This window comes from Rhodococcus sp. NPDC059968 (assembly GCF_042738615.1).
In the GTDB taxonomy this organism is placed as follows: domain Bacteria; phylum Actinomycetota; class Actinomycetes; order Mycobacteriales; family Mycobacteriaceae; genus Rhodococcus_F.
The window spans coordinates 51,351-65,517 of the sequence record NZ_JBHWUE010000050.1; the positions used below are offsets into that span (position 1 = coordinate 51,351).

The 14,167-nt window shown below is 60.2% G+C and carries 8 protein-coding genes; 1 reads left to right on the plus strand and 7 read right to left on the minus strand.

Annotated elements, in window-relative coordinates; all coding sequences use genetic code 11:
* Positions 1 to 32: 32 nt before the first annotated feature.
* The 7 genes from ACFWAY_RS32230 to ACFWAY_RS32260 form a co-directional block, all read right to left on the minus strand.
* Positions 33 to 1,400 carry an IS4 family transposase gene (locus ACFWAY_RS32230; protein ID WP_378513403.1) on the minus strand — a complete coding sequence of 456 codons (1,368 nt, stop codon included), beginning with the start codon at positions 1,398 to 1,400 and terminating at the stop codon, positions 33 to 35.
* 304 nt (positions 1,401 to 1,704) lie between these two features.
* Entirely contained in the window at positions 1,705 to 2,283 is a 579-nt protein-coding gene (locus ACFWAY_RS32235; RefSeq protein WP_378513404.1) for an adenylate kinase, read from the minus strand.
* Between the two features lie 57 nt (positions 2,284 to 2,340).
* On the minus strand, positions 2,341 to 2,928 hold the full coding sequence (locus ACFWAY_RS32240; protein ID WP_378513405.1) for a hypothetical protein: 588 nt from the start codon (positions 2,926 to 2,928) through the stop codon (positions 2,341 to 2,343).
* A complete protein-coding gene (locus ACFWAY_RS32245; RefSeq protein WP_378513416.1) occupies positions 2,918 to 6,412 on the minus strand; it encodes an indolepyruvate ferredoxin oxidoreductase family protein in 3,495 nt (1,164 codons plus the stop codon). Before ACFWAY_RS32245 ends, ACFWAY_RS32240 begins: the two co-directional genes overlap by 11 nt.
* 335 nt (positions 6,413 to 6,747) lie before the next feature.
* Positions 6,748 to 7,842 (minus strand): Glu/Leu/Phe/Val dehydrogenase, encoded by a 1,095-nt coding sequence (locus ACFWAY_RS32250; protein WP_378457884.1) that lies wholly within the window; start codon positions 7,840 to 7,842, stop codon positions 6,748 to 6,750.
* Between the two features lie 259 nt (positions 7,843 to 8,101).
* Complete coding sequence (locus ACFWAY_RS32255; RefSeq protein ID WP_378513406.1) at positions 8,102 to 10,483, minus strand: ATP-binding protein; 2,382 nt, start codon at positions 10,481 to 10,483, stop codon at positions 8,102 to 8,104.
* 1,133 nt (positions 10,484 to 11,616) lie between these two features.
* A complete protein-coding gene (locus ACFWAY_RS32260) occupies positions 11,617 to 12,087 on the minus strand; it encodes an Lrp/AsnC family transcriptional regulator (RefSeq protein ID WP_378457882.1) in 471 nt (156 codons plus the stop codon).
* Between the two features lie 686 nt (positions 12,088 to 12,773).
* Here ACFWAY_RS32260 and ACFWAY_RS32265 point away from each other — a divergent pair.
* On the plus strand, positions 12,774 to 14,129 hold the full coding sequence (locus ACFWAY_RS32265) for a purine-cytosine permease family protein (protein ID WP_378513407.1): 1,356 nt from the start codon (positions 12,774 to 12,776) through the stop codon (positions 14,127 to 14,129).
* The last annotated feature ends 38 nt before the right edge of the window (positions 14,130 to 14,167 follow it).

Below are 14,167 nucleotides of genomic sequence, written 5' to 3' on the forward strand. Positions count from 1 at the left end.
CACTGCGGACGGTTAGTGGCAATGCCGCGCAGTTAAGGGTTTGAGCTGTCTGTCCAATCGGGCGGTTTGAGAACGTTGATGGCAATGTTGACCGTGGCATAGTTGGTGCGGTCGATGGCGCCTTTGGCGCGGTGTTTGGAGATCGCTCGTTTGACCACGCGGGGGCAATCACGCGCTCGGCGTTCGGGATTGAGTTCGGCCAGGACTGCGCGCCCGATCTTTCCGGCCAGATCGATGGTCGTGCCGGCGATCACGCCTGACGCGAGTACCACCAGGTCGCGGGCGGTGGTGAGGGCGATCGTAAAACTCGCGCGCAGCGGTGGGGCATCTGCGCCGGTCGTTGCGTCGGCGATCGCGATTCGCAGAGCTTGGTAGGTGGTCAACAACGCGTAGACCTCCTGGGTGACCCCGGACGGGGTGCGGGCCCGCAGCATCGCATCGCCGAGGATGGTCGACTTCAGCTCGAGATAGGTCGTCTCGATCTCCCATCGCTGATGATAGAGCCGGACCAGTTCCGATGCCGGGTAGCGGCGATGGTCGTTGAGGGTGGTGACCAGCCGGTATCTGACGGTGCGGGGTGTGCCGCCCTTCGGGGTGACGACGATCTCGGCGTCGATGACCCGGACGATGACCGAGCCGATCGGGGCGAGCCAGGACCCGTCGGGGAGCCGTTCGATGGAGGCAAGCTTGCGGTTGCTCTTGCAGCGGATGAGCAGGTCGGCCTTGGTGTCCGCGATCTGCTCGATCAACGCGGCGACGGCGAAGTTGCGGTCGGCCAACAACAACATGCCATCGCGCAGACACCCCAACAACCTTGGTGCATAGGCAATCTCGGATACACCATAGGTTCCGAACACGGCATCGACGATGGTGCGGGTACCGCACGCCACCACGGCGAGCATACGCACCATCGGGTAACCCGAGTCGCCGTTGGGACCGCCGGTTTGACGATGGTAGGCACCGAGGTTGGCCACACTGTCGGGCACGAACATCGAGGTGCCGTCGATCGCGCACACCAACAGTCCCCGCCACCGAGCGGTACCGGGGACGGGGCCTTTGATCAGATCGAACAACTCCCGCAGCGGTGCGGCGCCGACCCGCAGACGGGCCTGCGACAACGCCGAGGAACCCGGTGTAGCCACCGCGCCCTCGAGACCCGCGGTCAGCTTCGCCCACACCCGGGTATAGCCGATATCAGGGAACAGACACGCGGACAGCAGCAGGTACACCACGACCCGCGACGGCAACTCCCGCAGTCGAGCCTGCGTGGCCCTCGCCGACTCGAGCGCGGCATCGACCATCTCGAACGGCACGATCCGCGTCAACTCACCTATATGCCCCGGCGCGAACCGTCCGGCAGCAACCAACGACTCTTGTTTGATGACAGACTGAACAGGCAACGGAACTCCCGGAGAGGCTTGTCTTTGGCGGACAAAGCTTCCCTACCAGGAGTTCCGTTGCCCTATCTCACGACACGCCCAGTTCCTCGGCTTCACTTGACCTGCCAGGCCAATCCTTTAACTGCGCGGCATTGCGGTTAGTGGTCCCGCCGACGGTCGTGCGGGTTCAGAGGAATATCGGGATTCACGCACGAAGGGAACTATGCGGAACAGGTTCGGGCGAGACCTACGAAGGCGACTAGTCGTACAGAGAAAACATCCGCACGACTCAGGTGGTTGCAAGTGTGCGCGGTCAGCCTCGGTACTACCTCGGCTCTGAGTACTGCAGTAGCGGGATCTGTTCACTGAGGGCATGCACGGTGCGTGCCCGTACCTCTTCGACCTTGCCTTCGGCACGCACGGTGACGAGGATGGGCGCGTAATAGTCACGGAGCGCTTGCTTTTCAAGATTGTAGAGGCGCGATCTGTGGCGGACGACATCCGGCGTGTCATCGCCGCGGCCGCGGGAGAGCATGCGGATGAGAGCCTCTTCTTCGGCAATTTCGAATTCGAGTACGGCCCGGAGTTGGTTCAGTTGTTCGTTGAGGATTTCATCGAGCGCGATCGCTTGCTGAACGGTTCGGGGGAAGCCGTCGAGGATGAACCCGGACCGCGTGTCCTGTTCGATCAGCCGGTTGTGCACCATCTTGATGGTGACATCGCCCGGAACCAGTTCACCGGCATCGATGTAAGACTTCGCCCTCATTCCCAGCTCGGTGCCTTCGGAAATGTGGTGGCGAAACAGGTCGTCGGTGGAGATGTGTGGGAGGCCGAGTGTCTGCGAGAGCAACTGTGCCTGGGTGCCCTTACCCGCGCCGGGTGGGCCCGTCAGAACAATGCGCACGGAGGTGCCTTTCGAGATGTAGTAGGTGAATCGTGCGCTGTTGTGTCTGGTGTCGGCCTACCCACCGAGGGCCTTTCGGCTCAGGAGCACGAGCGCTGGCCGTTGCGAGGACGAGACCCTGACCTCTCCCGTCATGCGTGGGTCGATGTGCTTCGACAATCGGGTTAGGAACTCGTCGATCCGCTTCCCGCTGTCGAACAACTGCATCACGATGCACTTCATCGAGTACCGCAGCGGAGTCGCGTTGAACTCGTATCCCAGGGTTGCGAGTTTATCGACGTAGTATCCAGTCGCGGACACTTCGATCGTGAGGTCCTTGAACTTGAGACTCTCCTCGAACGTCTCCCGTCGAACCCTGACGACACCGACTAGATGATTGATCCGCTTGACCAATGCTTCGTCAGTCAGGGTGGCGGGTCTTCGAGAAGTAACGACTATGCCTTGGCTACCGTCGGGCCGTATCGATTTCCACGTCGACAGGTTCTGCAACTCGACACTGTGTCGCCAGAAGAGCGTTGTCAGGCGCGGGATTACGTCGGCGGTATCACTGCACTCAATTGAGTATGTCTCGAGTTGAGGGTCTGTTCCAAATGTCTGCATCCCATACTTCCGCGGCGTCTCCGCGGCTGCGAGGCTAGGTATCACTTCGCTCCCCGTCGCGGTGTGGAAGGTATTGGTGCATCCCGAGTTCAAGTAGCCGAGTGGTATACAACTCGACGTTGTGGAGCTTGATGTCTTCGTACCCACGAACGATGTCGGGTAGTTGGGCGATCTCAACGGCTTTGTCGTATCCGACCCGATCGAGAGTGCCGGCGAGGTCGGTAACCATGCGTCGATACTGAGTAAGTAGTTCCCGTTCGACTCTGCGAACGTGGGCGTATCCGAACGGGTCGAACTTCGTTCCTCGCAGTCTCTTGCCCTTCGCCAACACTTTGAGGGCGAAGTGTGATCTCGGTCCCAGCCCGATCTTCTTCTTGCGCCCCATCGCTCGCAGAATCGGCGGATGGAGCTTATAAGTCAGTTTCTCGCCTGCCGGCACTTGAGCCTTGACGTCGTTGAGAAATGCCGGATCGACCAACATCCGCGCGACCTCGTATTCGTCCTTGTACGCCGTGAACTTGAACAACCCGCGAGCAACTGCCTCGCTGAAGTCGGTTCGCTCGCTCACCTCTCGCTCAGCCGCCCACACCAGTTCAATCTGCTCGATGTACTCGTGTGCCACAGCCGTGGATTGGAACTCGATGAGTTGGGCGGCGCGCAACTCGACCATTCGGCGCACTTCTCCGCCGAAGGTGGTGTCCTCGAAGAGGTGCGCCGGCGCCACCAGTGGTTCATCTTTGACGTTGGCGGGTGCTGTGGCCTCCTTGAAGGCTGCCGGATGGTCGATGGCGGTACGGCCCCAGCGAAAGGCTGAAATATTCGCTTCTACTGCGACGCCGTTGATTCCGATGGCCTCTTCGATCGCCGCGGCGGGCAGACGCAAGCCGCCCGCCTGGTAGGCGGCGCCGATCAGTAGAAAGTTCGCCGCTGCGGTGTTACCGAACAACTCCTGAGCCGCCGCGAGGGCGTCGAACGAGTGCACGGTTTGCGAGGCACCAGCCAATCTATCCAGCAACAATTCTGTGTCCGGGTATTGCACGGATTTGTCGTACACCATGTCACCGGTCGGCGTGGCGCTCGTGGACGCGATCGAAATAGTTGAGCGTGCATGTCCGTACGCGAGATTCTTGTTCTCGGTAGCGGTCAGTAGATCGAATGCGAGGATGCAGTCGGCGTTGCCGGGGGTGAGTCGATTGGATGGTTCGAGAGCGCTGGCGCTGAAGCGGAGATGGGAGACGACCGGGCCGGCCTTCTGGCTCAAGCCGATCTGATCGAGACTTTCGACCTCGAGACCCGCACGCAGCGCCGCGGTGGCCAACACCTGGTTGACCGTCACGATGCCGGTGCCCCCGATTCCAGCCAGGAAAATGTTCTGCGTCGTGGACCCGACTGTTTGGTCTGGCTCGGCGCACGCGGGGGGTGTCGGGCGAGCGATTCTTGGTGGCTTCTTCCCTGGGTTCAGCTCTACTGTGACAAACGACGGGCAGTCTCCGTCGAGGCAGGTGTAGTCGGTGTTGCAGGATGTTTGGTCGATGCGGGTCTTGCGTCCAAATTCGGTGTCGACAGGTTGTACCGACAGGCAGTTCGACTTGACGCCGCAGTCGCCGCATCCTTCACACACGGCCTCGTTGATGATCACCCGAGTGTTACGGGTGGGTAGTGTTCCGCGCTTACGCTGTCGGCGGGCGTCAGCGGCACAGTGCTGGTCGTAGATCAGGACGGTTACTCCCTTGATTTCGCGCAACTCCCTCTGCGCGTCATCGAGGCGATCTCGGTGCCATAGCTTTGTGCCTTTGGCGAGCTTCCGCTTGTTGTGCCGGTGAGGTTCGTCGGCACAGACGATGATCTGCTTGACACCCTCGGTGATGAGCTTGTGGGTCAATTGCGCGACCGAGAGTGCGCCTTCGGCATCTTGGGCGCCGGTCATGGCTACCACATCGTTGTAGAGCAGCTTGTAGGTGATGTTCACTCCGGCGGCAACGCATGCCTGCAGTGCCAGTTGACCTGAGTGGAAGAAGGTACCGTCTCCGATGTTCTGGAAGATGTGGGGGACGTGGGTGAACGCTGCCTGACCAATCCACTGGCTTCCTTCACCACCCATCTGCGTCAGGCCAGTGACCGCGCTGTCTTCTCTTCCGGACATGGTCACCAGAATGTGGCAGCCGATGCCACCTCCGCCGAGGGAACCGTCCGGAATGGCTGTCGATCGGTTGTGTGGGCAGCCACTACAGAAATAGGCAGTTCGGTTGTGCGGCAGAACATCTAGCTTCAGCGGCGCAGGAAGAGGGCGTCTTGTTTCGACGCGCCCGTCCAGGATGCGTCGGAGCGGGGCAAGGAGGCGTCCGGAGGTCAGTTCGCCCCCCGCGGGCACGAGGTCTCGGCCTTCGAAGTCCTTCTTGCCCGCGATCTGAGGAGCGTTGGTCGCTCCGTAGAGGATCTCGCGGAACTGGGATTCGAGGAAGGCGGTTTTGTCTTCCACGACGAGCAAGTGGTGGAGGTCTGCAGCGAACTGGTTCACCGTGTCAGCGGAGAGTGGATAGGTCATCCCGACGCGCAGCAAGCGGATGCCTGCGGAATGGAGGTGGTGGTCCTCGACGCCGAGATCGATCAGCGCCTGCCGCACCGAATCGAATGTCGTGCCTGTGGCCGCGATGCCCAACCTCGCCTCCGGCGGGTTCACCTCTATGACATCGAGCTTGTTGGCGGGACCGTACGCTTGAACGATCTTCCACCGGGGACCGACGAGGTCGGCCTCGGCGGCGAGGATACTGGTTGGTGCGACCGCCATCGGTCGTTGCGTGTATACGAATGGACGTCCTCCGTGTTCAACAGTGGGAACCGTGATCGACAGATCGGCGAAATCATCCGCCGATACATTCCAGGCGCCGTCGGCGACGTCGGCAACGATCTTGAGGGCGACCACACACCCGGATGCGCGGGACAGAGCTACTGCGTGCATACCCAAGGTGATGATTTCGCGGGCATTGCGTGGAAAGAGTACCGGCACTCCGAGGGCAGCAAGGGATCGCTCGCTGACGGCAGGTACCGTCGACGACTTCGAGGCGGGATCGTCGCCCACCATGAGAACGATGCCCCCCTTCGGATTTGCACCGTAGATATTGGCGTGACGGATGGTGTCGGTAGCGCGATCAACTCCCGGGCCTTTGCCGTACCAAACACCGATTACCCCGTCGTGGGTGGCGGCACCAGGCGCAAGGGTTGCTTGACTACCCCATACCGATGTAGCAGCGAGCTCCTCGTTCAAGCCAGGGACGAATCGAATGCTGTTCTCGTCCAGTACATCCTGCATGCCGCCCAGCATGCGGTCGACACCACCTAGGGGACTTCCCTGGTAACCGGAGACAAAAGTCCCGATCGCCTGTCCACGAGCGGTGTCGCGGACATGTTGCTCCACCAGGAATCGCGCGATCGCCTGCACGCCGGTGAGGAGTGTTGGCCCCGCGCCGTGCCTGTATCGGTCGTCGAGGTCGTAGGGTTTAGTGAGGTCATCCGTCGCCGAAGCAGTCATGATGGAGACCACCGTCCAATCTGTTTGCTTTCCGGAATGCCGGTACGTAGTGGGATCCTGTGATCCGGTCGTTGTACAAGTCACGCGCGAGCACGCTGGGCTCAGGTCGTCTGCGCTCGTTTGCCATGGCGGAGAAGTCCAGGAAATGAATGCCTACGGAGCCACGTGCAGTGTTAATGAGTTGGCCGGCGGAGGAGCCCGGCGACTGAGAACCCGCTGGTACGTCGAAATGAGGGGCAGTAACGAAGGAGCCCCCTCTGCAATGAGAAGCTCTGATACTCAGAACCACGAACGCGAAGTGGAAGCACGCGTGGTGACCTGGAGGTTATGCACCCTTAGGATCCCGGTGTCCAGAGAGCCTTCAGTCGGCTAATTTCGCGCATGCGTTGCTCCGCGAGGCGGTCCGCAGCAGCGGCGGTCGTCGTATCTTCTCTGGTTGCGGTCTCGAGTACATTGAGTGTCGTGTCGAAAATGCCTGTGGCACGGAGTTTTGCGCGGTCGAAGTCGAAACCGTTCAACTCGTCAGCTACTTGGATAACTCCGCCTGCATTGACGCAGTAGTCAGGAGCGTACGTAATAGCTCGTTCCTTCAATCGCTTGTCGATTCCTGGGTGGGCTAGCTGGTTGTTCGCCGCGCCGCAGACAATTCGTGCGCTCAGCTCATCGACAACTGTGTCGGTCAGAGCGCCACCGAGTGCGCAGGGTGCGTAGATGTCGAGAGCTTGCCCGACCAGTTCCGCTGTCGTCTGAACGACACGCACGCTTGGGTAGTCGTCCAGCAGCGACTGCACTGCCGGTGCGAAAGGATCGGTAACAACAACCTCGGCGCCCGCATCAATGAGGAGCGCGGTTAGATGGCGGCCGACCTTGCCGACCCCGGCCACTCCTACGATGCGGCCCGCGAGCGAGGTGCTGCCCCACACGTGGTGAGCCGACGCTCGCATGCCTTGAAACACGCCCCACGACGTAAGGATCGACGAGTCGCCCGCTCCACCCTCTTCGAGCGACCGGCCGGTGACGTACGACGTCTCGCGCGCGATGATGTCCATGTCGGGACTGGAGGTGCCGACGTCACACGCGGTGTAATAGCGACCGGCGAGCGTTTCCACGAACCGTCCGTACGCTCGCAGTAGCGCTTCGCTCTTCATGGTATTCGGATCACCGATAATGACTGCCTTACCGCCGCCGAGGTCAAGGCCAGCCAGGGAATTCTTGTACGCCATGCCCTTTGAGAGGTTGAGGACGTCGGAGATCGCGTCGTCCTCGCTAGCGTAGGGGTAGAACCGGGTGCCGCCCAGGCCGGGGCCGAGGGCAGTCGAATACAGGCCGATGATCGCCTTCAGCCCTGATTTCTCGTCCTGGCAGAAAACTACCTGCTCGTGATTCTGATCGGTGACCCTGGTAGTCGACCGCAGTGAGGTCTCGTTCATTGTGTGTACTTCTTCCGTGGTTGTGAGCGCGGGATATGCGCTCAAGAGCGGTCGGGGCCGGGATTGTGCCCGCAGACCGCATGCTTGGTAAGAATACATTTGAATAGGTCAGTTGCGCAACGACATCGAAGTTTGACAATCCGTCTGTGCAGTCCAGACCGGATCGTGATGAGCATGCGATGACCGTTCGGTTCGACGAGCGCGATCGCACGACCGAGGTACGGCCGGGGTGCCGTGCACGTGAGGGACGGGAATGCGGCTATTGGCATTCGACGACCCATGCTGCGATTTGAGCGCGCGAAGTGTATCCAAGCTTGGCGAGGATGTGTTCGACATGACCTTGCGCGGTGCGAAGCGAGATTACGAGCTGATCGGCGATCGACCGGTTCGTCAAGCCGCGAGCGACGAGTTCGGACACCTCACGCTCGCGCCGAGTCAACGTCGTCCGGGGGTCTGTCACTGGACACGTGCGTTCGGGTGGCTTTTCACTGAGGGCGTAGGCGATTGCTTCCTCGCATGTGAAGTTGCGGCCCCGCTGGATTGCAGCATTGGCAGGTTGCTCGCCGAGCGTGCACGTCATGAGATCTCGACACTTCTCGTGGTGCTCTTCGATGCCCGGCAGTGATCCCAACGATTGCCCCATCGAAGTCCGCAGGCGCGCGGCGGCACCTAGAAGCACCCCTCCGTGCTGACCCGACCGTCCGGCTCCGGCAATCCAAGCCAAAGTCTCCACACAGGCACCGGCCAGCGGGAGCTGTGTGCCTCGAAGCAGGCGTAAACACTTCTCGAGCGCCTCCGTGGCCTTGTCGGGATGAGTTTGCCAGAGCGCAAATCCGAGTGCCCATAGGAGATAGCACTGTTCTGCCAGTAAGTTGTCGGCGGTGGCGAGAGACAGTCCTCGCTCGAGATGGGTGACAGCCTGTCGAATATCACCGCCGAGACCAGTCGAGAGGGCTAGACCGAACAGAAGCTCGATTCGTTCTCGGGAGCTGCGGTGGTCATCGAGAGCGCTCTTGAAGCACTCGGTGGCAGACCCAAAGTTGTTTGACAACAACGCTACGAATCCCTCTGCGTAAGAAAGAAGATGATGAGCGTCTTTGCTCGGCACATGCTCTTCGCAGAGTTGACGAGCTTCATCGACGAGTGCGGTAGCCTCTGCCAGATCACCGAATCCCGCGACGACGACACCGTTCGCGCACAATGCGGCGACTCGGCGAATGGAGAACAAACCCTGCGATTGGGCTAGAGCTTTACTCAGCCAGCTGCGGCATTCACCGAACTGCCCACAGGCAATCCAAAAGCGGTGAAGGGCATATGTTGTCCTCAACAGCGCTTCCGACTCACTCGGCTCCGCCAAGCTACCCAGCAGTGCCCCGCGCAGATTATCCTGCTCGTGACTCAAACGCTCGATCCAGCTGGATTGACTCGGGCTGTTCCAATCGGCGTCTGCCCGAAGGGCCAGATCTTGGTACCACTGGCGGTGTTTGCGTTGATAGGCCATGAGATCGCCGCAATAGCGAAGTTCTTGACGTCCGTAGTGCCGAAGAACCGTTAACATCCGATACCGAACACTCGCGTCGCCCTCGCGGATGAGCACGGATTTATCAACCAAGGCCGCTACAACATCCATCACCTCATCCGGTGACCACTCGGATGCGCATATCTCATGGGCAGCCTCGAGGTCGAAACTTCCGGTGAAGACAGACAATCGATTCCACAGAGTTTGCTCCCTCGGCGTACATAGTGCGTAGCTCCACGCGATGCACTTGTGCAACGTCTGTTGCCGTTGCGGCGCAGCCCGGTTTCCAGAAACCAGAATGCTGAACGGATCGGTGAGGCGTGCGCGGATCTGCTGCACCGACATCGATCGCAGCTTTGCCGCCGCCAGTTCGATGGCCAACGGCAACCCGTCGAGCATTTGGCAGATCTTCGCTACGCTGTCTCTGTTGTCGTCCGTGAGCTCGAAGGTGGGAATGGCGGCCCTAGCTCTGTCAGCGAACAGGGCGATTGCGCCACAGCTTTCTGTGGGCATCAACGATGGCGCCGATCCCGCGATCGGGTACGGCAGCGGATCGATCGGTAGCACGGCTTCGCCGCATACTCCGAGGGGTTGCCTGCTGGTTGCGAGAACTCGCGCATGCGGACAGGACTGAAGAAGTGAGGTGACCGCGGAAACGGCGTCGCCGGTGAGGTGATCACAGCTGTCGAGCACGAGAAGCGTTCGTTGTGAACCGAGTATCAACGCGAGTTGGCTCATCGAATCGACAGAGGAGGCGCACCCCAACGCTGCTGCCACCGCGTTTGTAAGCTGCGCTTGATCTCGAACCTGTTCGAGTTGGACGAAGTGCACGCCTCCGGGGAAAGCGCGCCGGCTGCCGCGGGCAGATCTGAGCGCTAACCGCGTTTTGCCGACTCCGCCGGTGCCGATCAGTGTCACAAGATGGGCAGTGCCGAGAAGGCTGCGGACGTCTGCGGATTCCTTTCGGCGGCCAATGAACCTGGTCAGGTCGCTGGGAGTATCAATTTCGGGGATATCGACTGTTACGGTGGGTTTTTCGTCGATTCGAAGTGCAGGTTGGTCTGCATCACGCAGGGATGGCAGGCGAGGGCTGGTGGCGACTGGGGTTCGGAGACCGTTCATGGCAGAGCGCAATCTGGTGAGGAACTTGATGTGGTGATGGGCATATTGGTGACAGAAGGAGCGGTGCCGCGGCTTAGTAACTTTGAATCGAGGCGTTGTATCGGTCGATAAATTCGCGCAGCTTTTCGTGGAACCGACCAGGTGTCATGCCAAAGGTCTCAAAAATGTCCGCGGCCGGTGGGCCTCCATACGGTGCCCACATCTCGGCGAAGCGGAGAAAGAGCTTAGCTTCGGTACTAATTCGATCGGACTGCCGTTGCATCATCATGCGTTGCCGGCGTAGATATCGGGCTCTCAAAAGGTCCAAACCAATGTGGGAATCGGGTTGGTTCGGGGACCTGGAACTGTCCCACCAGCCTGCTGGTTGTGAGGCATGATCCTGGAGGGGATCCGATTGCTCGTTTGTGGTGTAAGTGTTCATGATGTTCTTCGTCCTGGGCACTGATAACCGGGTGTGCACCTGAGGAAGTGCTCGCTTCCTACTAGTGCGCTTGCAGGTTCTGGAACTGACAAAAACCAACGTATGGTGCGCGTCACTTCGCTGCTATGGGCAGGGTGCACAATCCGGCTCGATTGTCGGTGCAGTTCGTCCATCGCTCGGCGAACCAGAACGTGTGGGTGCGCGACCGTCGTCGTGGGCGCACATCGAGAACCTCGTCCCGGACTTCGCGTTCCTGGCAGCGCACCCACACGGCGGGGGAAGGTGTCCCGGGCCGCCGGCGCGCGGAGGAGTTGGACGGGCTCCTCCACAATGAGTGATGGACAGTGCGCGTTGCTGGTTCGTCAGTTCCCTGGGGTGCAGTCTGGGCGGGAGAACACGACCCCATGGCCACGACTCGGCATCACACCGTCCTTTCCGTGGCCGGACGGGTCTAAACACACATTGTCCCGGTAGACGGTCTGATCGGCGCGGATGATGCGTCTACTGGCTTCGGCAGCATGTGCAGGTAGGCGATACCGCTACGAAGTGGCCGCCTCCCGCGGCGTCTGACGCGTCGGCCGATGTGGGCGACTGCGTCCCGTTATCGTCGCTTTGCGTCTTCCGGTTCGGCTACCGGCAATCGTGTGATGCGACTTAGTCCCTGCGAGGACTGTGCTTCGCTCACCGACCTCCCGCTGGTGGGAGGGAGGCTCTATGGCGGCGGCGCATTCCCTGTGTGGCTTTCGAGCACGACCATCGACTCGCTGTGCCCTAGGGTCGGCAGCTTCCAGACCGATTCTGTCAAGACCTCTTTGAGGTGTTCATGGTCGCGCACACGGATTCTCACAACCAGATCCCATCTTCCCGTAACCAATTCGATGCTCACTACCTCACGGAGCTCCCGCAGAACGGCCATAGACTCATAAACGGATGAATGCTGCGTTAGCTCTACGCCAATGAGTGCCTCCAACTTGAGGCCAAGCGCTGATGGATTGATCTCTGCGCGGTAGCCGGTGATAACCCCGCTGCTCTCGAGACGCTCTACCCGTTCGCCGACCGCGCCTGCAGACATTCCCACTGCTCGCGCCAAACCGCGAACCGATATCCGGGCATCGTCGAACAACAACTCAAGAATCCGCCGGTCAATGTCATCAAGTCCGTTTGATTCGGGCTCGTCACTCATGCTTCTCCCTGCGTGTCATCCCGTTTGCCATCTGGCTCCGCGGAAACACAGTAGAGCAATAGATCTTCCGCCCGATTCGCAGTGCGCAAGTGATGAAACGGGCGGGCGAGGTTCGGTGGCGTCAACCCGGGGCCGGGTCAGGTTCGGCTCGGGGTGGCGCTCAGGGTCGATCACCGCCTGCACGAGACCGATGGACACACTCCTATCAGCGCTCTCTCCTATGGGGCGCTTGGGAGCGCGTCCGCCTTTGCACCGCCCTGCGACTTCGCATGAAACCTCCCGCCCTTCTGAATAGCTCATTCCCCTCAAAGGCTGCTCAGCGACTGGTGCCGCTGCACGGTCGGCCGATTCCTCCCCCGGCATCGGAATTCTGGGTAGTCAAGCAGCACTACCTATGGCCCTGAAAGATCCGCCCAGTCGAGTGCGGACTCCCGGATTGCCGACGTGACCGCCGGAAGAGCGTGGCTATGGTGCCGCGAGCTCGTCGAAGACTCCCTTCGGGAAATGAGGGCGCCGACCGTGGGCGCCGACTTGCTCTGGCGAGTCACGGAGCATGAGGCGGCCACCATTCCACTAGGCGTGACGCCCAACAGTCGCGGCCAGACTGGACTTAGTGCACAGTGAGACCGCACGCCTTGAGACCTACGGTTCGTGAACTACTTCACACAACCGGAGGTGTCATAACCATGGTCAAAGCAGACGGCGCAGAAGACGACGACTACGCCCTGTCCCGAGTTCCGCAGCACGCGCGATACCACTGGTTCTCGATTGCAATCCAACGTTTCGGAATGCTCAGTGGTCTTGCAAGTTTCTTAATCGGAGCAACGCTTGGTTTTGGAATGGATTTCTGGGATGCCTTTATCGCGATCACGTTAGGTGCTGTCATCCTCGAGGTTCTTACGATCTTCACCGGCATCGCCGGCCAGAGAGAAGGTTTGACGACTTCCGTACTCGCGAGATGGACCGGTTTCGGCCGCTCAGGTTCGGCCTTCATAGGTTTGGCTATATCGATAAGCGCCATCGGGTGGTTCGGCATCCAGAACGCGGTCTCTGCGCAAGGCCTGATGGACTTGATGGGCTTTCTTCCCTTGTGGGCATGGGCCCTAGTGTTTGGCATGCTCGTCACCCTTATTGTCATGTACGGATTTGGGTCGATGGCCTGGACCGCCTATGTAGCAGTTCCGGCCTTCCTCTTGCTCGCAGGATGGTCGATCTATGCCGAGCTGTCGACTCGTAGCCTCGGCGAACTGATGTCGGCGGCGCCTGCAGGCCCTCAACTGACCCTCGTGCAGGGCACCACGATTGTGGCAGGTGGATTCATCGTCGGCGCAGTAATCACGCCAGATATGAGCCGGTTCAATCGATCCCCGGGGGACGTGGTCAAGCAGACAGTAGTCGGAATGTCTCTCGGCGAGTACGTGGTCGGCCTCGCCGGAGTTCTCCTAGCGCTTGCACTCAAGACCAACGACGTGGTTGCAATCGTCACATCTACCTCAGGGTTCATTGGATCCATTGTAATTATCGCCGCTACGTTGAAGATCAACGATTGGAACTTGTATGCCTCGTCCCTAGGAGTAGTCAACTTCGTCGACCAGGTGTTCGGCAGGCGTGTGAACCGAAAGCTGGTAACCCTTATCGTAGGTCTTGCCGGCACAGTGCTCGGTGCGGTGGGGATTCTCGACAACATCGGCACCTTCCTGACACTCCTGAGCGTTGCGTTTCCTCCAATTGCCGGAATCATGGTCGCCGAATACTTCGTTGCAGGAATTTGGCGTTCCGAACTTGCCGCGTCCCGTAAGTCGGGCGTTCTGCCGCCCACTGCGCCGACGTGGGTGCCGGCGAGTCTTATAATTTGGGCCATCGCGTCGTTGTGTGGCCATTATGCGCACTGGGGTATTCCGTCTATCAATTCGGTGATCATTGCATTCGTATTATACGTCGGTGCCGCTAAGCTTGGCCTCGTTCGCGGTATCGGCCGATCCGAAACCGGCGGTCAGGCGAAACCCGCCGAGCACCGCCTGCTCGCCGAAGACAATCGATAAAGCATTCAACCCCGCTGCAATGCCCCTGTTCATGCCGG